The organism is Microbacterium sp. NPDC089987 (assembly GCF_044748505.1).
Lineage (GTDB): Bacteria > Actinomycetota > Actinomycetes > Actinomycetales > Microbacteriaceae > Microbacterium.
Map to the genome: position 1 here is coordinate 1,373,721 of NZ_JBIVGE010000001.1, position 19,863 is coordinate 1,393,583.

General features: G+C 69.6%; 21 protein-coding genes. 7 read left to right on the forward strand and 14 right to left on the reverse strand.

Features of this window, described 5'->3' with window-relative positions:
- Positions 1-52 precede the first annotated feature (52 nt).
- Entirely contained in the window at positions 53-748 is a 696-nt protein-coding gene (locus ACIPV2_RS06470; RefSeq protein WP_400839490.1) for an alpha/beta fold hydrolase, read from the forward strand.
- A 33-nt stretch (positions 749-781) separates the two neighbouring features.
- Here the strand turns inward: ACIPV2_RS06470 and ACIPV2_RS06475 are convergent, their stop codons facing one another.
- On the reverse strand, positions 782-1,492 hold the full coding sequence (locus tag ACIPV2_RS06475) for a beta-ketoacyl-ACP reductase (protein WP_101186725.1): 711 nt from the start codon (positions 1,490-1,492) through the stop codon (positions 782-784).
- Positions 1,493-1,592: 100 nt separating this feature from the next.
- Here ACIPV2_RS06475 and ACIPV2_RS06480 point away from each other — a divergent pair, with 100 nt between their 5' ends.
- Together ACIPV2_RS06480 and ACIPV2_RS06485 are read left to right on the forward strand one after the other, a co-directional pair.
- A complete protein-coding gene (locus ACIPV2_RS06480) occupies positions 1,593-1,955 on the forward strand; it encodes a DUF3099 domain-containing protein (RefSeq protein WP_400839492.1) in 363 nt (120 codons plus the stop codon).
- A 202-nt stretch (positions 1,956-2,157) separates the two neighbouring features.
- Positions 2,158-2,955, forward strand: a complete 798-nt coding sequence (locus ACIPV2_RS06485) for an SURF1 family protein (protein ID WP_400839945.1) — start codon at positions 2,158-2,160, stop codon at positions 2,953-2,955.
- Between the two features lie 38 nt (positions 2,956-2,993).
- Here ACIPV2_RS06485 and ACIPV2_RS06490 read toward each other — a convergent pair whose 3' ends face one another.
- The 3 genes from ACIPV2_RS06490 to ACIPV2_RS06500 all read right to left on the reverse strand — a co-directional run bounded on the left by ACIPV2_RS06490 (position 2,994) and on the right by ACIPV2_RS06500 (position 7,342).
- On the reverse strand, positions 2,994-4,397 hold the full coding sequence (locus tag ACIPV2_RS06490) for a glycosyltransferase (RefSeq protein WP_400839494.1): 1,404 nt from the start codon (positions 4,395-4,397) through the stop codon (positions 2,994-2,996).
- A 1-nt stretch (position 4,398) separates the two neighbouring features.
- Positions 4,399-5,682 (reverse strand): non-hydrolyzing UDP-N-acetylglucosamine 2-epimerase, encoded by a 1,284-nt coding sequence (gene wecB, locus ACIPV2_RS06495; protein WP_400839496.1) that lies wholly within the window; start codon positions 5,680-5,682, stop codon positions 4,399-4,401.
- Between the two features lie 61 nt (positions 5,683-5,743).
- Positions 5,744-7,342, reverse strand: coding sequence for an ABC-F family ATP-binding cassette domain-containing protein (locus ACIPV2_RS06500; protein WP_101186731.1), 1,599 nt, complete (start codon positions 7,340-7,342; stop codon positions 5,744-5,746).
- A gap of 236 nt (positions 7,343-7,578) precedes the next feature.
- Between ACIPV2_RS06500 and ACIPV2_RS06505 the strand changes: the two genes are divergently transcribed.
- From ACIPV2_RS06505 to ACIPV2_RS06515, 3 genes are all read left to right on the forward strand, one after another.
- Positions 7,579-8,775, forward strand: a complete 1,197-nt coding sequence (locus ACIPV2_RS06505; protein ID WP_400839498.1) for a sensor histidine kinase — start codon at positions 7,579-7,581, stop codon at positions 8,773-8,775.
- On the forward strand, positions 8,772-9,443 hold the full coding sequence (locus ACIPV2_RS06510; protein ID WP_400839500.1) for a response regulator: 672 nt from the start codon (positions 8,772-8,774) through the stop codon (positions 9,441-9,443). The genes ACIPV2_RS06505 and ACIPV2_RS06510 overlap by 4 nt, the downstream gene beginning before the upstream one ends.
- 83 nt (positions 9,444-9,526) lie before the next feature.
- Positions 9,527-10,828 (forward strand): acyltransferase, encoded by a 1,302-nt coding sequence (locus ACIPV2_RS06515; protein WP_400839502.1) that lies wholly within the window; start codon positions 9,527-9,529, stop codon positions 10,826-10,828.
- Positions 10,829-10,886: 58 nt separating this feature from the next.
- On the opposite strand, the gene ACIPV2_RS06520 is transcribed toward ACIPV2_RS06515, so the two are convergent.
- From ACIPV2_RS06520 to sufB, 10 genes are all read right to left on the reverse strand, one after another.
- The gene (locus ACIPV2_RS06520) at positions 10,887-11,483 is read right to left on the reverse strand and encodes an energy-coupling factor transporter transmembrane component T family protein (protein ID WP_400839504.1); all 597 of its coding nucleotides are present in this window, start codon (positions 11,481-11,483) and stop codon (positions 10,887-10,889) included.
- Positions 11,480-12,160 (reverse strand): energy-coupling factor ABC transporter ATP-binding protein, encoded by a 681-nt coding sequence (locus ACIPV2_RS06525; RefSeq protein WP_400839506.1) that lies wholly within the window; start codon positions 12,158-12,160, stop codon positions 11,480-11,482. Before ACIPV2_RS06525 ends, ACIPV2_RS06520 begins: the two co-directional genes overlap by 4 nt.
- The gene (locus ACIPV2_RS06530; protein ID WP_400839508.1) at positions 12,157-12,765 is read right to left on the reverse strand and encodes a biotin transporter BioY; all 609 of its coding nucleotides are present in this window, start codon (positions 12,763-12,765) and stop codon (positions 12,157-12,159) included. The genes ACIPV2_RS06525 and ACIPV2_RS06530 overlap by 4 nt, the downstream gene beginning before the upstream one ends.
- Positions 12,766-12,906: 141 nt before the next feature.
- Entirely contained in the window at positions 12,907-14,304 is a 1,398-nt protein-coding gene (locus ACIPV2_RS06535; protein WP_400839510.1) for an MFS transporter, read from the reverse strand.
- The gene (locus tag ACIPV2_RS06540) at positions 14,301-14,426 is read right to left on the reverse strand and encodes a hypothetical protein (protein ID WP_400839512.1); all 126 of its coding nucleotides are present in this window, start codon (positions 14,424-14,426) and stop codon (positions 14,301-14,303) included. Before ACIPV2_RS06540 ends, ACIPV2_RS06535 begins: the two co-directional genes overlap by 4 nt.
- Before the next feature lies 1 nt (position 14,427).
- Positions 14,428-14,757, reverse strand: coding sequence for a metal-sulfur cluster assembly factor (locus ACIPV2_RS06545; RefSeq protein WP_099196638.1), 330 nt, complete (start codon positions 14,755-14,757; stop codon positions 14,428-14,430).
- 9 nt (positions 14,758-14,766) lie between these two features.
- Complete coding sequence (sufC, locus tag ACIPV2_RS06550) at positions 14,767-15,537, reverse strand: Fe-S cluster assembly ATPase SufC (protein ID WP_400839514.1); 771 nt, start codon at positions 15,535-15,537, stop codon at positions 14,767-14,769.
- Entirely contained in the window at positions 15,538-15,864 is a 327-nt protein-coding gene (locus ACIPV2_RS06555) for a non-heme iron oxygenase ferredoxin subunit (protein WP_101186739.1), read from the reverse strand.
- On the reverse strand, positions 15,861-17,057 hold the full coding sequence (sufD, locus tag ACIPV2_RS06560) for a Fe-S cluster assembly protein SufD (protein ID WP_400839516.1): 1,197 nt from the start codon (positions 17,055-17,057) through the stop codon (positions 15,861-15,863). The genes ACIPV2_RS06555 and sufD overlap by 4 nt, the downstream gene beginning before the upstream one ends.
- Positions 17,057-18,475 carry a Fe-S cluster assembly protein SufB gene (sufB, locus tag ACIPV2_RS06565; RefSeq protein ID WP_101186741.1) on the reverse strand — a complete coding sequence of 473 codons (1,419 nt, stop codon included), beginning with the start codon at positions 18,473-18,475 and terminating at the stop codon, positions 17,057-17,059. Before sufB ends, sufD begins: the two co-directional genes overlap by 1 nt.
- A gap of 238 nt (positions 18,476-18,713) precedes the next feature.
- Here sufB and ACIPV2_RS06570 point away from each other — a divergent pair, with 238 nt between their 5' ends.
- Entirely contained in the window at positions 18,714-19,826 is a 1,113-nt protein-coding gene (locus tag ACIPV2_RS06570) for a heme A synthase (RefSeq protein WP_400839519.1), read from the forward strand.
- Positions 19,827-19,863: the final 37 nt, after the last annotated feature.

Consider the following 19,863-nt stretch of genomic DNA (forward strand, 5'->3'; position numbering starts at 1 on the left):
GCCTGCCCGGCCGATGCTGGACGATGTCGGCGCCGGCGCGTAGCGTCTGCGCATGGACATCATCCTCGTACCCGGTCTCTGGCTCGACGCGTCCTCCTGGGATCCGGTCGTGCACGCGCTGCGCGCCGCCGGACACCGACCGCTCGCACTGACGATGCCAGGGGTGGGCGAGCCTGCCGCCGCGTCATCCGACATCGGCATGGCGGAGTGGATCGACGCGGTCGTGCGGCAGATCGACGAGGCCGAGCGTCCCGTCGTCCTCGTCGGTCACTCGGGCGGCGGCAACGTCGTCTGGGGCGCAGCCGACGCCCGCCCGGAGCGGGTGCGACGGGTCGTGTTCGTCGACACCATTCCGCCCGCGCCGGGGCGCGAGATCAGCGACTTCCCGCTCGTCGACGGCGTCGTCCCCTTCCCCGGCTGGGACTTCTTCCCCGATGAGGACGTGTACGACATCGACGACGAGACCCGCGCGCGCACGCTTCCGCTGACGCACAGCGTGCCCGCTCACGTCCCGAGCGACCCCATCGCCCTCACGCATGAGAGCCGGCACGGCATTCCGGTGACGATGCTGATGGGCTCGTACGATCAGGCGCGCGTCGACGCCGAGGCGGACGACTGGGGTGCCTTCGGCCGGGAGTACCGGGCCATCGCGAACGCCGAGGTGGTCAAGATCGGCTCCGGCCACTGGCCGCAATTCACCGTGCCGGATCGGCTGGCCGAGCTGCTGGTGGCCGCCGTCGACCGGTGACCGTCGCCCAGCGGAATGGGCTCCGGGCCGGCCTCAGTGGCCCATCCCGAGACCACCGTCGACCGGGATGACGGCTCCCGAGATGTACGCCGCGTCGTCGCCCGCGAGCCACACGACGGCGCCGGCGACCTCGTCGGGCGTCGCGAAGCGTCCGGCGGGGATGCTCGCCTTGTACTGCTTCTGCGTGTCCTCCGGCAGCTCCGCCGTCATATCGGTCTCGATGAAGCCCGGCGCGACCACGTTCGCGGTGATCCCGCGCCCGCCCAGCTCACGGGTGAGAGAGCGGGCGAAGCCGACCAGCGCGCTCTTGGATGCCGAGTAGTTGACCTGACCGGCCGAGCCGTACAGGCCGACGACGCTGGAGATGAGGATGACGCGGCCGAAGCGCGCACGCAGCATGCCCTTCGACGCCCGCTTGACGACGCGGAAGGTGCCGCCGAGGTTCGTCGCGACGACGCTGTCGAAGTCGTCCTCGCTCATGCGCATGAGAAGGGTGTCCTTGGTGATCCCGGCGTTGGCGACGACGATCTCGATCGGGCCCAGCTGCTGCTCGACCTCGGTGAACGCCGCGTCGATCGCGGCGGCGTCGGTGACGTCGGCGCGGACGGTCAGCGTGCCCTCCGGGCCCTCACCGCTGCGCGCCGTGACGGCGACGCGATATCCGTCGCGGACGAAGCGTTCGGCGATGGCACGGCCGATGCCGCGGTTTCCGCCGGTGACGAGGACGACGCGCTCAGCGCTCATGGGGGCTCCTGACTGGGTATCGGATCGCAGGCAATCCTACCGAGAGCGACCACACCGGACGGCGTCCGGCGTGCTGGGCGCGGCGTAGGCTGGAAGCACCGTGAAAGAGAAGCGCCGGGCCCCCGCTGTCACCTCCCTGCCGCAGTCGCCGCAGGCCGAGGCAGACCACCGCGTGCGCCGTTACGCGCTGACGATGGTCATCCGCACCGTGTGCTTCCTGCTCATGGTCCTCGTGCAGCCGCTCGGGTGGTGGACGTGGGCATTCGCCGTCGCGGCGATCTTCCTTCCTTACATCGCCGTGGTCTACGCCAACGCGGGCAGCGACAGCACGCCCAGCGCCGTGGAGTCGCCCACCGCACAGCTCGAAGCGCCACGCGCATCCGCCCCCGACCCGATCAGCGCAGAACCGGACGTGATCACGATCATCGAAAGACACGACGACCGCGAAGCCGGCGAGCGATGACCGCCGAACTCGAATGTGCGCGGGCCGAATGCCGTGAACCCGCAACACACCACATCGTCTGGCGGAACCCCCGCATCCACGCAGAGGATCGGCGCAAGATCTGGCTCGCGTGCGATGCGCACGTAGGATTCCTGAGCGACTACCTCAGGGCCAGGGACTTCCCGGTCGCCGTGCACGAGGGGATCCCTGCGTGAGTCGTCTGATGCGCTGGGGCGTGTATCTGCTCGTCGCCATCGGCTTCGCCATCGCGTGCGCGTTCCTGTCGCAGTGGCAGTTCGACCGCAACGAATCGCGCGCGGAGCAGATCGCGCTCGTGGAGCGCAATTACGACGCGGAACCCGTGCCCGTCGCCGATCTGCTCGATGCGGGGGGAGCACTTGCGCTGGCGGATGAATGGCATCCGGTGCTGCTGCGCGGGCAGTACCTCCCCGACGAGCAGCTTCTCGTGCGCAACAGACCGCACGGCGGCACTAGCGCGTTCGAGGTGCTCGTGCCCTTCCGCGATGAGAGCGGCCTCGTGCTGCTGGTGGATCGCGGCTGGATCTCCCCCGGCGAGGACAGCGTGCCGAAGACGGTGCCCGCTCCCCCCGACGGAGACAGCACCGTGGTGGTGCGACTGCGTCCTGGCGAGCGTCTTCCCTCGTCCGGGCGCAGCGCGCCCGAGGGCCAGGTGCCCACCATCCACCTGCCGACGATCGCCGATCGGGTCAACCCGTCGCTCGTGACGAGCGCCTACGGGCAGCTCGTCTCCGAGGACCCGGCCGCGACGTCCGCCCTGGGCGGCTTCACCTCACCCACCGACGACCCAGGCCCGCACCTGTCGTACGCGATCCAGTGGATCCTGTTCGCCATCATGGGTTTCGCGTTCATCGGCTACGTCATCCGCATCGAGATCGTGAAGGCGAAGGAGGATGCCGGAGAGCGCCCGGCACGGGAGCCGCGCCGCCGCGACCGCGATGCGGACGACGAGGACGCCCTGCTCGACGCCGCCTCTCGCTGACAGACTCGGCTCCGCGCCGGCTTTGTGTGCGGGGCCGTTCAGGCCGCCGCGGACGCGGGGCCCGCCTCCGCGGGGGCGATGGCCTCGCGCTTGGTCTTCGCCCAGCTCTTCGAGCCGGTGAGCTGACGCAGCAGCGAACGGTAGACGACCGGGTAGATCAGCCAGGAGTAGATCAGGTACAGGTGCGCGAGAAGCAGGCCGACGAAGAACTCGCCGACCCCGCTGCGCCGACGCGCGAGAAGCACCCCGATCACGCCGGGCATGGCGGAGAACACGTACGCGAGCACGACGATGAACACGGTCAGCGGCGGTCGCGAGATGCCGGTCGTGAGGAACACGATGCTCAGCACCACCGAGAGCCCGACCCACGCCTGCACGACCGGGGTGAGCAGATACCAGAGCTGATCGAGCTTCGGTCCGAAGCCGACATGCCGATTGCGCGCCGTCGGTCCGAGCAGATCGAGCACCTGCCAGCCGCCCTGCGCCCATCGCGTGCGCTGACGGTAGAGGGCGCGCAGCGAGTGCAGTCCCTGCTGCTCGATGATCACCTTCGATGACTGCGCGCCCCGCCAGCCGGCCTGGATCAGGCGGAGTCCGATGTCCTGATCCTCGGTGAGCCGTCCGGCGCGCCACGGTCCGATGCGTCCTTCCGCGTCCTCCACCGCGATGTCGTCCAGTGCTGCGAGCCGGTTGAACTGACCGTTGCCGCCCATGTTCGCCGTCCCCCAGCCGGTGCGTCCGAGCTGGAACACGGTTCCGAAGACCCCGAACTCGAGGTCCTGCGCGACGGTGACCAGACCACCGCGGTTGTAGATCCGCACCTGCGACTGCACGCCGCCGACCCGCTCGTCGTCGAAGAACCGTGCCGCGCGCCCCGCCATCCGATCCAGCCGGCCGTCGGCGTCGACGATCGTCACGATCACGCGAGCCGGGTCCCACCCACGATAGCGGCCTTCTCCGAGCACCACCCGGTGCAGGTAGCGCCAGGCGTCGTTGAGGGCTTCGGACTTGCCCTGCCGTGCGTTCGGCGCCACCCGGGTCAGCACGGTCAGGTCGGGTTCGGATATCCCCGCCAGCACTTCGCCGGTGCCGTCGTCGGACCCGTCGTTGATCACCAGGATCCGCTTGTGCGTGACCTGCACCTCGGTGAGGCGGCCCACGGAGTCGGCGATGACTGTCTCCTCGTTGAGCGCGGGCACCATGAACACCCAGAGGTACTCGTGCTCCCCCGCGAGGTCAGCACCGGATGCATCGGCTCGCGCGGCTCGACGCAGCTGCGAACTCGCCCTGATGCCCAGGATGAACAGCGAGATGGTCGAGATCGCCACGAGGACGACGGCGACGAGGAAGATCGGCAGCGCCCAGATGGGCAGTCCGTCGTAGATGTGCGAGACGAAGTCGACGATCTCGCCGAACCACTGGCTGGATGCCGCCCAGCTCACGTCAGTTCCCGGCAGCGGCGGCGGCGTCTTCGAACCCGAGCCTGCGACGCACGGCCATGCGCAGGCCGTCCCCGCTCAGCTCCTGCGGAGCCGGTCCGTCGCGCAGCACGTTCTCGAGCGCCTGCACGATGCGCTCCGAGGCCCGGCCATCACCGTAGGGGTTCGACCGAGCGGCACGGCGCGCGTGCTCGAGGTCATCGTCGATCAGCACGGTCGCCTCGCGCACGATGCGGTCGGTGTCCGTGCCGACGAGCACGAGCGTGCCCGCCTGCACGCCCTCGCCTCGTTCGGTGGTGTCCCTCGCGACGAGCACGGGTGTGCCCAGCGACGGAGCCTCCTCCTGCACTCCGCCCGAGTCGGTGATGATCAGCCGCGCGGCGACCATGAGCCGGGCGAAGTCCGCGTATTCGCGCGGTTCGACGAGGTGGACGTTGTCGCAGTCGCTGAGCGCGTCGAGCAGCGGCTGGCGGGCGACGGGATTGGGATGCATGGGAACGACGAAGCGGGCGTGCGCGTGGCTCTCCGACAGGCGGCGCACCGCTGCGGCGATCCGCGCCAGTCCCTCGCCCCAGTTCTCGCGACGGTGCGCGGTGACGAGCACGAGGGGATGCGCTTCGTCGACCTCCAGCGCTTCGAGTCCCTGCCCGAAACCGCCCTCCTGCTCGGACGCCCACTGCAGCATGTCGATCGAGGTGTTGCCCGTCACGACAATTCGGTCGTAGTCGACGCCCTCGCGCACGAGGTTCATCTTGTTCTGCGTGGTCGGGGCCAGGTGCAGTGCGGCGATGCGGGAGATCAGCTGCCGGTTGCCCTCCTCGGGGAAGGGGGAGAGCAGGTTGGACGTGCGCAGTCCGGCCTCGACGTGCACGACGGGGATCTGCAGGTTGAACGAGGCCAGTGCAGCGGCGGCGGCCGAGCTCGTGTCGCCGTGCACGAGGCACGCGACCGCGCCTCCCACGCTGCGACGTCCGTCGGCGAGGTACTCGTCGGGCACGGTATCGCTCGCCCACACCCGGTCGATTCCGACCATCACACGGGCGAACACCTTATTGAGGGTGGGGCGCACGCCGTCCACGGCCTCGGAGGCACGCAGATTGGCATCCACCCTCATCCCGACGCTGTGGATCAAAGTGTCGACGAGGTCGGTGTGCTGCCCGGTGGAGATCACCACAGGCCGGAAGGTCCCAGAATCCTGCAGCGCCCTGATCACCGGGATCATCTTGATCGCCTCTGGTCTCGTTCCGATCACCACGAGAACTCGAGTCCGCTCACTGTACGGGATCACGCGTGCCCTCCTCATCGCATGGTCTCGTCGACTGACGACACACTCACTCCACCCTAAAGGCTCACGCGAGCTCGATGAGGTCCTGGTACTCCTTGCTCCAGATGTCCTCGACGCCGTCGGGCAGGATCAGCACGCGCTCGGGGTTGAGCGACGCGACTGCTCCCGGATCGTGCGAGACGAGCACGACCGCACCCTCGTAGTGCGCGAGCGCCCCCAGGATCTCCTCGCGGGAGGCGGGGTCGAGGTTGTTCGTCGGCTCGTCGAGCAGCAGCATGTTGGCCGATGACACGACCAGCGTCGCGAGCGACAGACGCGTCTTCTCGCCACCGGAGAGCACGCCGGCGGGCTTGTGGACGTCGTCGCCGGTGAAGAGGAAGGAACCGAGCACCTTGCGCGCCTCGGTCTCGTTCAGATCGGGAGCCGCGGAGATCATGTTCTCGAGGACGGACCGCTTCACGTCGAGGTTCTCGTGCTCCTGCGCGTAGTAGCCGATCTTCAGGCCGTGACCCGGCTCGAGCTGACCCGTGTCGGGCTGGTCGACGCCGGCGAGCAGACGCAGCAGCGTGGTCTTGCCCGCGCCGTTCAACCCCAGCACCACCACCTTCGAGCCCCGGTCGATCGCGAGATCGACGTCGGTGAAGATCTCGAGCGAGCCGTACGACTTCGACAGACCGGATGCCATCAGCGGGGTCTTCCCGCACGGTGCGGGCTTGGGGAAGCGGAGCTTCGCGACGCGGTCGACCTGGCGCACCTCGTCGAGGCCCGAGAGCAGCTTCTCGGCGCGGGCGACCATCTGGTGAGCAGCGGCGGCCTTCGATGCCTTGGCGCCGAACCGCGCGGCCTGCAGCTGCAGCTGGGTGGCCTTCTTCTCGGCGTTCGCGCGCTCCTTCTTGCGGCGCTCCTCATCGGCCACCCGCTGGCGCAGGTAGTTCTTCCAGTTCATGTTGTAGATGTCGATGACCTGACGGTTCGCATCCAGGTAGAACACGCGGTTGACCGTCTCGCCGACGAGCTCGACATCGTGGCTGATGACGATGAGCCCGCCCTTGTAGTTCTTCAGGAACTCGCGCAGCCACACGACGCTGTCGGCGTCGAGGTGGTTGGTGGGCTCGTCGAGGATCATCGTGTCGGCGTCGGAGAACAGGATGCGCGCGAGTTCGATGCGCCGGCGCTGACCGCCGGAGAGGGTGCTCAGCGGCTGATCGAGGATGCGGTCCGGCAGCGAGAGGTTGTTCGCGATGGATGCCGCCTCGGCCTCCGCGGCGTAGCCGCCGAGCGCCTCGAAGCGCTCGGTGAGGGTGCCGAACTTCCGCATGGCGCGCTCGGCGATCTTGGGGTCGTCGGATGCCATGTCGTGCGAGGCCGTGGCGATGCCGAGCTGGATGGTGCCGAGACCGCGCGCGTCGAGGATGCGGGTTCTCGCGAGCATCTCGGGATCGCCGATGCGCGGATCCTGCGGGAGGTAGCCGATCTCGCCCGATCGGGCGACCTTGCCCTCGGCGGAGAGGAGGTCGCCGGCGAGCACCTTCGTCAGCGTGGTCTTGCCGGCGCCGTTGCGGCCGACGAGGCCGATCTTGTCGCCGGCGGCGACCCGGAACGAGACGTCCGACATGAGCACGCGTGCTCCGACGCGGATCTCGAGGTCATGCACGGCGAGCACAGCGGTATCCGTTCGTAGGGGGGAGAGTGGCCGAAGGGCCAGCCTCCCAGTATAGTTCGCGGGCGGCTGAGCGCCCCTCCAGGGTGGGAGGGCCTCTGATACCGCAGAGGGATGCGGAGCAGTCGGGCCTGCTCGTACCGTGGGACGATGCCTCCCCTCACCTTCCTCTGCGTCGTCCCTGTGGCCGGCCCGACCGGCGCGGCGCCGCTGAGGGCAGCGATGCGAGGATGGCGGTCATGAGTCCCATCCGCCGCCCGTCGCGGCGAGCGGTCACGCGCTGGCTGATCGGCACCGCGAGCGTCGCGCTGTACGCCGTGCTCGTGCCGATCCATGCGACGCTGTACGCGGTCGCCGTGCCGCTGGCCTTCCTCATCGGCGCCGGAGTATGCGTCGCGCCGGCGCTGGCATCCCGGTGGCCGCGCACAGCCGTGGCCGTGTTCGCGATCGCCGCATGGACGCTGCCGCTCGCAGCTCGTGCGGATGACGGCCTCATCTGGCCGTGGCCGTGGTCGGTTCCGGCGATGCTCGCCTTCACCCTGTTCGTCCTGGTGGTCGCGATGCTGCGCGGCTGGCGCTTCGGACTCGCGGCGATGCTGCTCGTGTATCTCGGGTCGCTCGCTGTGCCCCTGGTGCGCCCCGGCGCGGCAGATCCCGCGGCCGTCGAAGTCGACCTCATCGTGGCCGGATCGATCGCCGCCGCCGCCCTTCTGATCGGGTCTCTTCTCGCCGCGCGCCGCCGGCTGAACACGGCGCTCACGCATGAGCGCGAACACGCCGCGGTCGAGCAGTCCAGACGTGAGCTCGCCGAGGAGCGCACCCGCATCGCCCGGGAGCTGCACGACGTAGTGGCGCACAGCATGTCACTCATCCAGGTGCAGGCCTCCACCGCCCGCTACCGCGTGGACGGCCTGTCCGCGGGCGCGATCGAGGAGTTCGACTCGATCGGCTCATCGGCGCGCGCAGCGCTCGGCGAGATGAGGCGCATCCTCAGCATCCTGCGCACCGACGACCACACCGCCGAGCTCGCACCACAGCGCGGCATCGACGACATCCCGGCGCTCGCCGAATCGACCCGCCGTGCCGGGGCTCGAGTCGACCTCGAATACGAGGTGGAGGGCGATGTGTCGTCCGCGGCGCAGATCGCGGCGTACCGCATCGTGCAGGAGTCGCTGAGCAACGCCCTGCGTCACGCTCCCGACTCCGCGATCTCGGTGTCCGTGACCACGGATGCCGAGAGCGTCTGGATCCTCGTGCGCAACGCGGCGCGCGAGGCATCCGGCGGCGGTGGCGCAGGTCACGGCATCCGGGGCATGATCGAACGGGCCGAGCTGCTCGGCGGCGAGCTGACCGCGGGTGCGGACGCCGACGGGTGGCGCGTCAGCGCCCGCATCCCCCGCCACTTCGACCCCGCACTCACAGAGGGAGCCCGATGACGATCGACGTCCTCATCGCCGACGATCAGGCCATGGTCCGCGCCGGCTTCGCCGCGCTGCTCGACGCGCATGACGGCATCCGCGTCACCGGGCAGGCGGCCGACGGCGCCGAGGCGGTGCGGCTCTCGGCGCGGCTCGATCCGGATGTCATCCTGATGGACGTCCGGATGCCCGAGTTGGACGGCATCGAGGCCACCCGGCGCATCCTCGGTCCTGCCTACCCCGCTGCGAAGGTGCCTCGGATCCTGATGCTCACCACCTTCGACATCGACGACTACGTGTACGACGCGCTGGAAGCCGGAGCCAGCGGCTTCCTGCTCAAGGATGCCCTCGCCGACGAGCTCGTCAGCGCGGTACGCGTCGTCGCGCAGGGCGATGCCCTGCTGTCGCCGCGTGTCACCCGTCGGATGATCGAGCACTTCGCCGCTCGCCGCCCCAGGCCCCCGCATGCGCAGGCCGCTCTGCAGGAGCTGACGGAGCGCGAGCGCGACGTTCTCACCCTCATCGCCCGAGGGCGCTCGAACACCGAGATCGGCTCCGAGCTCTTCATCGCGGAGCAGACCGTCAAGACGCACGTCGGCAAGGTGTTCGCCAAGCTCGCGCTGCGCGACCGCGTGCACGCCGTGATCTTCGCGTACGACGCCGGGCTCGTCGAACCCGCCGCCTGAGCGCCCTCTCATACCGCAGTATCGAGGCGGACGGCACCACGGCGGGATGAGCGCGCGGGTACCGCCTCCCTAGCGTGCGGAGCATGACGCTCACCACTCCCCCTCCGGTTGCCACCTCCCACCGCGACCCCGCCATCGACCTCGTCCGCGCGCTCTGCATCGGCGCCGTCGTGGTCCTGCATTCGCTGATGGTGGGAGTGACGGTCACCTCCTCGGGTCCGGTCTTCGAGAACGCCGGCGACACCGGCACCTGGCTGGTGCCCGTCAGCTGGATGCTGCAGGTCATGCCCCTGTTCTTCGTCATCGGCGGGTTCTCCGGTCTCACAGCGCTGCGCGCGGCTCGCCGGCGTGGAGCGGACACGAGCTCGTTCGTCGTCGACAGGATGCGGCGGCTGCTCATCCCCGCCGTCGTCGCCGTGGCGGCGGCGGGCGCGCTCCTGTGGACGCTGCAGCGCGCCGATGTCGCGCCCGCGCTGGTCGAGATGGCGGGCTACCGCTACGGTCAGCCGCTGTGGTTCCTCGGCGTCTTCCTGCTGTGCCAGGCCCTGCTGCCGGCCATGGCCGCACTCCACGAGCGCGCGCCGCTCGGCACTCTCGCGGCTCTGACCGCAGCCGCTGCGGCAGTGGACGTGATGGGTGCGGTCAGCGGCATCGATGGAATCGGCTTCCTGAACCTGGTGTTCGTGTGGTTCGCGATGCAGCAGCTCGGCTTCGTGCTCGCCGACGGTCGCATCGACGCCCTCGGTCGCGGGGTGCGCACCGGAGCCGCGGTCGCCGCGGCCGCGCTGCTCGCCTGCTCGTTCACCGCGGGATGGTTCTCTCCGGATCTCATCGCCAACACCAACCCGCCCACCACCGCCCTGATCCTCGTGGGCGTGATCCAGACGCTCCTGTTCTCGCTGCTGCGACCGGCACTGTCGCAGGTCGCCACGCGACCGCTGGCCAGCGCCTTCACCCGGTTCGTGTCCGCGCGCGCGATGACGATCTACCTGTGGCACATGCCCGTGCTGCTCGCGCTCGCCGGCCTGTGCGCCCTGGTCGCCGGCGCGACCGGCATCGTGCTGCCCGCTCCCGACACCACCGGGTGGTGGCTCACGCGCCCTGTCTGGCTGATCTGCGCGCTGGGCGTCACCGCTCTCATCGCCCTGCCCCTCGCCCGCATGGAGCGGGTGCGCCTGACCCGCTCGTCGGCGCCGGCGGCGGTCACCGCGGCGGGCGTGCTGCTGGCCGCCGCAGCGGTGGTCGGCCTGCTCGTCGTCGGGACGTCACCCGTCACCGCCGCCCTCGCGGTCGGTGTCTGGCTGGTCGCCCTCGCGCTGACCGCAGTGCCCGCACCGGCACGCGCCGCCGCGACCGCCCTGGAGTCTCGCCTCGCGACGGCGTAGAGCCCTCACCGCCCACGGCCGGGAGCCGCCGTGTGACCCGCAAAAGGGATCGGCCGCGTCAGCGGCCGATCCCTCTTGCCGTGAGCGCGTCGCCGACGTCGTCGGCATGCTTCATCGCGAGTACGAGCAGCGGTACGGCGGCACGCACGCCGAGCCGCACTCCCCTGGCTCGCTGCGCGTCACGCACCTGCTCGAGCAGGCCGGCGAGCACGGGCACCATGGTGATGGTCAGCGAGACGGCGAGGGCCGGGGTCTCGGGGTCGACACCGAACGCGCGCAGCGGCCGGAACAGCCGGCGCAGCACGTCGAGCAGGTCGCTGGTCCTCGTCGTCCTCGTCATGGCCTCCGCCAGCAGCAGCAGCGCCACCACGCGCCCGGTGTTCTGCACCGCCGCGGCGGGGCTGACGAAGACGACGAGTGCGCCGCCCAGCACGAGGATGAGCCAGCGCAGACGCCACCAGGCGAGGAGCAGACCCCGCACCCCGGCGCCCGTGACGAGCAGCACGACCGAGGCGACGCCGAGCAGCACGAGCGTCCCTGCCGCGCCGGGACGCACGGTCGAGATCACCAGAGCGCTCAGCGCCAGAGCGAGCAGCTTCGGACCCGCAGGAATCCGATGCAGGATGCTGTCGCCGGGCTGATACAGCGAGATCATGCGCTGAGCCGGCGATACGTCTCGATCACTCCGGGGGGCGCGCCGATCGCGATCAGCCGCCCGTCGTCGAAGAGCACCGCCTCGTCGCAGCGCGCTGCGAGATCGAGATCATGTGTGACGATCACGGTGGGCACCGGAAGCCCCAGAAGCAGGTCGGCGATCCGGCGGGCGTTGCGCAGGTCGAGCAGGGTGGTCGGCTCGTCGGCGACGACGAGCTGCGGGTCGGTGCACAGCACGGCGGCCAGCGCCAGCAGCTGCCGTTGGCCACCCGACAGCTCGGAGACGGGCTGATCTCCTCGCCCCGCCAGCCCGTACTGCTCGAGGATCTGCTCGACGCGCGTCGCACGCATCGCTCGCGGCACGGAGCCGAGGGAGAGCGCCAGATCCTCGGCGGGCGTCGGCATGAGGATCTGCGCCTCGGGGTTCGTGAACACGAATCCGACACGTGATCGCACCCGCGCCCCTTCCGCGGCCGAGTCGAGCCCCAGCACGCGCACGGTGCCCGATGTGGGCTGACGCAGTCCGTTGATCATGCGAGCGAACGTCGACTTCCCCGAGCCGTTCGCGCCGATCACGGCGGTGCGGCGCGCGGTCAGCCGCGTCGTGACGCTGCGCAGGATGGGAACATCGTCGACCACGCAGGACACGTCGTCGAAGGCGATGTGCGCGTCGGTCACTGCGCGGCGACGGCGCCGGTGCCGGCAGCACCCGCGGCCGCGCGTGCGCCGGCGGCCTTCGGGAACGCGCGGGGATATGCCCGGCGCAGGGCGACCGCGAGCACGGTCGCCAGCGTCGCCTTGATCAGGTCGCCGGGCAGGAAGGCGACGCTCGACAGCGCCGTCAGGTCGAGCGGCACCCCCGTGACCGCGGCCTGCACCGGGATCCCGAAGAGATAGACGACGAGGATGCCGCCGATGAGGGCCCCGGTCGCCGCGCGCCACCACGTGAAGCGGCCGCCGTGCGCGATCAGGCCGATCACGACGGCCCCTGCGACCCAGCCCAGCATGTATCCGGCGGTCGGTCCGACGAACGAGCCGAGGCCGCCGCGACCGCCGGCCAGCACGGGCAGTCCGATGGCCGCGAGTGCCAGCACGAGCAGGATCGAAAGCGGAGCACGGCGGGCGCCCAGCACGAGTCCGGCGAGCATCACTCCCAGCGTCTGGCCCGTGATCGGAACCCCGCTCGGCAGCGGCACCATGACCGTGCCGAGCACGATCACAAGAGCCGCGAAGACGGCGATACGCGCGAGATCAGCGCTGAGGGGACGGCGGTCGGGAGTCATCGGTCCTCCGGGGTCGTGGGCTCTGTGCACCGAAACGGCGGTGACGTTGTCGATTCCCACAGTATTGAGCCCATCGCCGTCGGCGCACCACGACACCTACAGGGTGGCCGGGCAGATCTTGTCCGCCACCCCCATCGCTCGTCAGCGGACCGGAGCACCCATCCTGAGCCCCGGCACCAGGGCCACCACGGCGAGAACCGCCGCGAAGGCGTAGACGGTCGCGAAGCCGCTGCCCAGCAGCGGGAGGGCGGTGAAGCCCAGACCCGCCACGGCCACCGCCACCGCGGAGCCCGTCGCGTCCGAGATCGACAGCGCCGACGAGTTGAAGCCCTCGTCGCGGGTCGTCGAGTACGCGAGCGTGAGCACGGTCAGGCGCGGATAGAGCAACCCCATTCCAGCGCCCGCCAGGCCCCACCCGACGACGACGATCCAGGGCGCACGCCAGGCGAGTGCCACGGCCAGCACACCGGCGAGTGCCGAGACGAGGAGCGTGAACGTGATCAGCATGATGCGGTGGCTGCCCAGGCGATCGCCCCACCGTCCCTGCACTGCAGATGCGCTCGACCAGCCGAGAGCCGCGAGGGTCAGCGCCAAGCCGGCGATCGACGGAGAGAAGCCGTGCTCGTCCATCAGCAGCTTCGGGATGTACGCCTCAGCGGCGAAGAAGGCGCCCGCGATGAGTCCGCGGGTCAGCACGACGCTCGGCAGGCCGGGCGCAGCACGCAGGGTGCGCACCGGCAGCAGCGGCAGCAGCGCGGCGCCGATCACGATGATGCCGATCACGGCCAGCGGTCCGCCGACGCGGAACGGCAGCTCGACGGTGAAGCCGACGCCCACCGCGCACGCGGCCACGACGACAGCCAGCAGCATGCGCGTCGCGAACGACCCGGGGGCCCCGGTCGCGGGCTCGGCGGAGCGGGCATCCGGCTCGGCGTCACCCGCGTCCGCCTCCAGGGAGACTCCGCTCAGGCGCTGCGCGACGAGCACGAACGCGCCCGCGGTGAGCACGGCGACCCCGAGGAACGTCCAGCGCCAGTGCAGCAGCTCGGTCACGAGCCCCGCGAGGAATGGCCCGATCATCGACGGGACGACCCAGGCTGCGGCGTAGGCGGCGAAGATGCGCCCGTGCAGCTGCGGCGGGTAGACGCGCGCGACCACGACGTACAGCGCGACGGTCTGGCCGCCCGCCCCGAGCCCCTGGATGAGCCGGCCTACGAGGAAGGTGTACATGTCGGGGGCGACGCCGGAGACGACCAGTCCTACCAGGAAGAGCGCGACCGAGGTGTACAGCGCCGCCCGCGGTCCTGACCGGTCACTCCACGTCCCGGCCGCCACCATGCCGATGACGCTCGTCGCGAGCGTTCCCGAGAACGCGACCGCGTAGAGCGCCTCGCCGTGCAGATCCGCGCTGACCACGGGCATCACCGTGGTGACGGCGAGGGCCTCGATCGCGGCGAGGAAGATGAGCACGACCGAGCCGATCGTGATCCCGAGGCGGGTGGCATCCCAGATCGTCGCGGCCGGAGCGCCGGCTCTCACGCCTCCGCCTCGTCCGTCCGGACGACGAAGAGCGGGAGCACCCCTTCCGGATGCTCCCGCTGCTTCTCGCTCGTGCGCTGCCGCAGCTCCGCCGGAGGAAGAGCGACGACGTGAGCCGTCATGTCAGATCGCGAATCCGAGGGCGCGCATCATGTCGCGTCCGTCGTCGGTGATCCGCTCCGGACCCCACGGGGGCATCCACACCCAGTTGATCCGGAACTGGTCGACAACCGAATCCAGCGCCTGGGCGGTCTGCTCCTCGAGCACGTCGGTGAGCGGGCATCCGGCGCTGGTCAGCGTCATGTGGATGACCAGGGCGTCGTTCTCGTCGTCCCAGGAGAGGTCGTAGATCAGGCCGAGGTCGACGACGTTGATCCCGAGCTCCGGGTCCATGACGTCCTTGAGAGCCTCGGTGACCTCGTCGTACTTCTCGGGAGTGAGCGTCGCGGTCATGCTCCCAGCCTACGCTTCGATCGGCTCGGCGGAGTCGAGGAAGCGGTCGTAGCCCTCGTCCTCGAGACGGTCGGCCAGCTCAGAGCCGCCCTCCTCGACGATCCGACCCTTGACGATCACGTGCACGAAGTCGGGGCGGATGTAGCGCAGGATGCGGGTGTAGTGCGTGATCAGCAGCACACCGAGGTTGGTCGCCTCCTTGGCGCGGTTGACGCCCTCCGACACGATCTTCAGCGCGTCGACGTCCAGGCCCGAGTCGGTCTCGTCGAGCACCGCGAACTTGGGCTGGAGCACCTCGAGCTGCATGATCTCGTGGCGCTTCTTCTCGCCGCCCGAGAAGCCCTCGTTGACGTTGCGCTGGGCGAACTTCGGATCCATGCGGAGGTTCGACATGGCCTCCTTGACGTCCTTCGTCCACTGACGGATCGAGGGCGCCTCGCCGTCGATCGCGGTCTTCGCGGTGCGCAGGAAGTTCGTCACCGTGACGCCGGGAATCTCCACCGGGTACTGCATGGCGAGGAACAGGCCCGCGCGAGCGCGCTCGTCGACGCTCATCTCGAGCACGTCCTCGCCGTCGAAGGTGATGGTGCCCTGCGTGACGGTGTACTTGGGGTGCCCGGCGATCGTGTAGGCGAGGGTCGACTTGCCGGAGCCGTTCGGGCCCATGATGGCGTGCGTCTCACCGGTCTTGATGGTGAGGTCGATCCCGTTGAGGATCGGCGTCACGCCCTGGTCGGTCTCGACCGTTACATGAAGGTCGCGGATCTCGAGAACAGACATTCAGACTTCCTTAGTGACAGTGGGGTCGATGAGCACGTCGTCGCCGTCGATCTCGACGACGAACACCGGGACGGGCTCGTAAGCGGGGAGGTTGAGGGGGTGGCCGGTCTCCAGCGAGAACGCCGAGCCGTGGGCCCAGCACTCCAGCGTCTTGCCTTCCACGAAGCCCTCGGAGAGCGAGATGTCGCCGTGGGTGCAGCGATCGCCGATCGCGTGGATCTGGTCGTCGCTGTCCTTCACGATCGAGATGGCGATGCCGTCGAGCTCGACGCGCAGCGGCGTGTCCTGCTCGAGTTCGCTGGCGCTGCAGGCGCGCTGTGCGCTCACTTGCTCACCGCCTCGAGCTCGGCCTCGAGAGCGGCGGTCAGCTCGTCCTGCAGCGACGGGATGCCGATGCGCTGCACGACCTCGGTGAGGAAGCCGAACACGACGAGGCGACGCGCCTCCTCCTCGGAGATGCCTCGAGCCTGCAGGTAGAACAGCTGCTCGTCGTCGAAACGACCGGTGGCGCTGGCGTGGCCGGCCCCGGCGATGTCGCCGGTCTGGATCTCGAGGTTCGGGATCGAGTCGGCGCGGGCGCCCTCGGTGAGCACGAGGTTGCGGTTCGCCTCATACGAGTCGGTTCCGGTGGCGTCCGGTCCGATCAGCACGTCGCCGATCCACACGCTGTGCGCGCTCTCGCCGTGCAGAGCGCCCTTGTAGAGGACATCGCCCGTGGTGTGCGCGCCCTTGTGGTGCAGGTAGACCTGGCTCTCCAGGTGCTGCCCCGAGTCGGCGAAGGACAGACCGTACAGGTACCCGTGCGATCCGGTGCCCGCGAGCTCGACGTTCGGGTTCACGCGCACCACGCCGCCGCCGAGGCTGACAACGATGTGCGTGAGCTCGGCATCGCGGTCGACGCGCGCCTGGTGAGCGGCCGCGTGCACCGCGTCATCCTCCCAGCGTTGCACGGTGACGAGCTTCAGCTTGGCTCCGTCGCGCACGATGATCTCGACGTTCTGCGCGTACTCGGCGGTGCCGCCGTGCTGCAGCACCACCGTCGCGACGCTGTGACGTCCGGCCTCGATCACGAGGTGGGCGTCGGCGCGGCCGCCGGTGCCGTCGATCGTGACGAGGATCGGCTCGGCGACCTCCTCATCGGCGGGGATGCTGAGGTGCAGAGCCTCAGCGGCGCCCTGCCAGGCCACGGCGGAGACGACGTCCTCCGGGACGAAGAACTCGCCCCGCGGCGTCGCGCCGTGCGCGAGCGGCGTGCTCACGTACTGCTCGTGGCTGAAGGTGTACGAGACGCCGTCGTTCGCCTCGGCCGTGCCGAGCAGCGTCTTCAGCTGCGCGACGGGCGTGTGCTTCCAGTTGACCTCGCGCCCGGTCGGGGCGCCGAAGTCGTCGGGGTCGAACGACCGGGGCCGCTCCGAGCGGGTCTGCACCGGCACGAAGCCGGCGTCGGCCACCTGAGCGGCGGGGTCGATGTGCGCGTTCGTCTGCGGCGCCAGCTCGGGCGCCTGTGTGGGGGCCGTCATCAGCCGACCGATCCTTCCATGCCCATCTCGATGAGCTTGTTCAGTTCCATCGCGTACTCCATGGGCAGCTCGCGCGCGATCGGCTCGATGAAGCCGCGCACGATCATCGCCATCGCCTCGGTCTCCTCGATGCCGCGGGACTGCAGGTAGAAGAGCTGCTCCTCGCTGACCTTCGAGACCGTGGCCTCGTGACCGAGCTGCACGTCGTCGACACGGATGTCGATCGCCGGGTACGTGTCGGAGCGCGACTGGGTGTCGACGAGCAGTGCATCGCAGACCACCGAGTTGGCGGAGTGGTGCGCCGCCGCGTCGACGCGGACCTCGCCGCGGTAACCGGCTCGTCCACCGCCGCGGGCGATCGACTTCGAGACGATCGACGACTGCGTGTACGGCGCCATGTGCACCATCTTCGCGCCGGCGTCCTGGTGCTGACCGGGACCTGCGAAGGCGACCGACAGGGTCTCGCCCTTGGCGTGCTCGCCCATCAGGTAGATCGAGGGGTACTTCATCGTCACCTTGGAGCCGATGTTGCCGTCGACCCATTCCATCGTGGCGCCCTCATGGGCGACCGCGCGCTTGGTGACGAGGTTGTACACGTTGTTCGACCAGTTCTGGATCGTCGTGTAGCGCACGCGGGCGTTCTTCTTCACGATGATCTCGACCACGGCCGAGTGCAGCGAGTCCGACTTGTAGATCGGGGCGGTGCAGCCTTCGATGTAGTGGACGTAGCTGTCCTCGTCGGCGATGATCAGGGTCCGCTCGAACTGGCCCATGTTCTCGGTGTTGATGCGGAAGTACGCCTGCAGCGGGATCTCGACGTGGACGCCCTTGGGCACGTACACGAACGAGCCGCCCGACCAGACGGCCGTGTTGAGCGCGGCGAACTTGTTGTCGCCCGTCGGGATCACGGTGCCGAAGTACTCCTCGAAGAACTCGGGGTGCTCGCGCAGCGCCGTGTCGGTGTCCATGAAGATGACGCCCTGGGCCTCGAGGTCCTCACGGATCTGGTGGTAGACGACCTCGGACTCGTACTGCGCTGCCACACCGGCGACGAGACGCTGACGCTCGGCCTCGGGGATGCCGAGTCGCTCGTAGGTGTTCTTGATGTCGTCGGGAAGGTCTTCCCAGCTCTGCGCCTGCTTCTCCGTGGAGCGGACGAAGTACTTGATGTTCTCGAAGTCGATGTCGCTGAGGTCGGCGCCCCAGGTCGGCATCGGCTTGCGGCCGAAGAGCGACAGCCCCTTGAGGCGGGTCTTCAGCATCCACTCCGGCTCGCTCTTGAGAGCCGAGATGTCGCGCACGACGTCCTCGGAGAGACCGCGACGTGCGCTGGCACCCGCAGCATCTGCGTCGTGCCAGCCGAACTCGTACACCCCCAGCCCTTCGAGTTCCGGGCGGTCGATCAGGACATCCGACATGACACACTCTCCTCAACATGGCCCAGACGGTGTCATCCGCCCCGGCACACCGGTTCCCCGTCGAGTCTTCAGGGAATGGATGCCGCTCATGGGCCCTCATCTTCGGCGCAGGACTCGCGCCTAAACTGTCGGTGAGGGAATCCGCGCTGTATGCGCCCCTCATCACAATCCCGATTCTACAGGTTCCGCCTCGCGGGCGGGCCGCGCCCGCCTGTCGATTCCGCGAACCGGAGGCACCATGAACCATACCGCCGCCCCGGATACCCTGCCGGGCAGACGCACGTCCGGCGACACCCTCACGTGGCTGCCCACGACGATCGGCCGGCGGCTGCGAGTCTTCGCGTGGCTGTCGTTCATCGCCGAGGTGCTGATCATCGGCACCGGCGGCGCCGTGCGCCTGACCGGCTCGGGTCTCGGCTGCTCGGAGTGGCCGCTGTGCACCCCCGAGTCGCTCGTGCCGATCCTCGAGGTGCAGGGCGTGCACGGTGCGATCGAGTTCGGCAACCGGGTGATGACAGGCGTCGTCGGCCTGCTCGCCCTCGCTGTGCTCATGCTCACGCTGCATGTCATCAGCGGGCGCCGCCTGGTCGTGCGAGCTGTGTGGTTCGCGCTCGGCGGAATCGTGGCCGGCATCGCCGTGTACGTCGCGGCCTCCGCGCTCGACCTCCCCAGCGCGGCGCTGATGTCGGCCGTGCTGCTGCTGGCCGTGCTGGTCGGCGCGGCTGATTCGCTGCGCCAGACGACCCGGCGACGCGACCTGGCCGTGCTGGCCTGGGTGGTGCTGGTGGGCGTCATGGCTCAGGCCGTCGTGGGCGGCTTCGCGGTGATCAGCAGCCTCAACCCGTTCATCGTCGGATTCCACTACACCGTGTCGCTGCTGCTCGTCTGCGTCACCGCCCTGTTCCTCGTCCGCCTGGGTGCTGAGCCGGGGCCGCGCGCGGCCGCCGTGCCGCTGTGGTTCTCGATCACCGCGCACGTCACCGGGCTCGCGCTGGCGCTCACGATCATCTTCGGGGTGCTGACCACCGGCTCCGGCCCGCACTCGGGTGACGGCGAGATCCTGCGACAGGGCTTCGACGCCAGCATCCTCGCTCACGTCCACTCCTGGCCCGGCTACGTGCTGGCGGCTCTCGTGCTGATCCTGGCCGTCTCGGCCTGGGCCCTGAGGCTTCCGCCGCGCCGGTGGACGCTCGTGCTCATCCTGGCGATCCTCGTGCAGGTGGGCGTCGGCGTCCTGCAGGCGCGCACCGGTCTGCCGCCGGTGCTCATCGGCATCCACATGGTGCTGGCCGCGCTGTCGGCCGCGACGTACACCGTGCTCGTCACGAAGCTGAAGAAGCCCGTCGGCTGAGACGGATCGCACCTGACGCGAGAGGCCCGCACCGATC

What these genes read in the sequence shown, in the direction of transcription:
- ACIPV2_RS06470 (WP_400839490.1), top strand. Translation starts at nt 53, where the DNA reads ATGGACATCATCCTCGTACCCGGTCTCTGGCTCGACGCGTCCTCCTGG.
- ACIPV2_RS06475 (WP_101186725.1), bottom strand. Translation starts at nt 1,492, where the DNA reads ATGAGCGCTGAGCGCGTCGTCCTCGTCACCGGCGGAAACCGCGGCATC.
- ACIPV2_RS06485 (WP_400839945.1), top strand. Translation starts at nt 2,158, where the DNA reads ATGCGCTGGGGCGTGTATCTGCTCGTCGCCATCGGCTTCGCCATCGCG.
- ACIPV2_RS06505 (WP_400839498.1), top strand. Translation starts at nt 7,579, where the DNA reads ATGAGTCCCATCCGCCGCCCGTCGCGGCGAGCGGTCACGCGCTGGCTG.
- ACIPV2_RS06510 (WP_400839500.1), top strand. Translation starts at nt 8,772, where the DNA reads ATGACGATCGACGTCCTCATCGCCGACGATCAGGCCATGGTCCGCGCC.
- ACIPV2_RS06515 (WP_400839502.1), top strand. Translation starts at nt 9,527, where the DNA reads ATGACGCTCACCACTCCCCCTCCGGTTGCCACCTCCCACCGCGACCCC.
- ACIPV2_RS06520 (WP_400839504.1), bottom strand. Translation starts at nt 11,483, where the DNA reads ATGATCTCGCTGTATCAGCCCGGCGACAGCATCCTGCATCGGATTCCT.
- ACIPV2_RS06530 (WP_400839508.1), bottom strand. Translation starts at nt 12,765, where the DNA reads ATGACTCCCGACCGCCGTCCCCTCAGCGCTGATCTCGCGCGTATCGCC.
- ACIPV2_RS06540 (WP_400839512.1), bottom strand. Translation starts at nt 14,426, where the DNA reads ATGACGGCTCACGTCGTCGCTCTTCCTCCGGCGGAGCTGCGGCAGCGC.
- ACIPV2_RS06545 (WP_099196638.1), bottom strand. Translation starts at nt 14,757, where the DNA reads ATGACCGCGACGCTCACTCCCGAGAAGTACGACGAGGTCACCGAGGCT.
- sufC (WP_400839514.1), bottom strand. Translation starts at nt 15,537, where the DNA reads ATGTCTGTTCTCGAGATCCGCGACCTTCATGTAACGGTCGAGACCGAC.
- sufD (WP_400839516.1), bottom strand. Translation starts at nt 17,057, where the DNA reads ATGACGGCCCCCACACAGGCGCCCGAGCTGGCGCCGCAGACGAACGCG.
- sufB (WP_101186741.1), bottom strand. Translation starts at nt 18,475, where the DNA reads ATGTCGGATGTCCTGATCGACCGCCCGGAACTCGAAGGGCTGGGGGTG.
- ACIPV2_RS06570 (WP_400839519.1), top strand. Translation starts at nt 18,714, where the DNA reads ATGAACCATACCGCCGCCCCGGATACCCTGCCGGGCAGACGCACGTCC.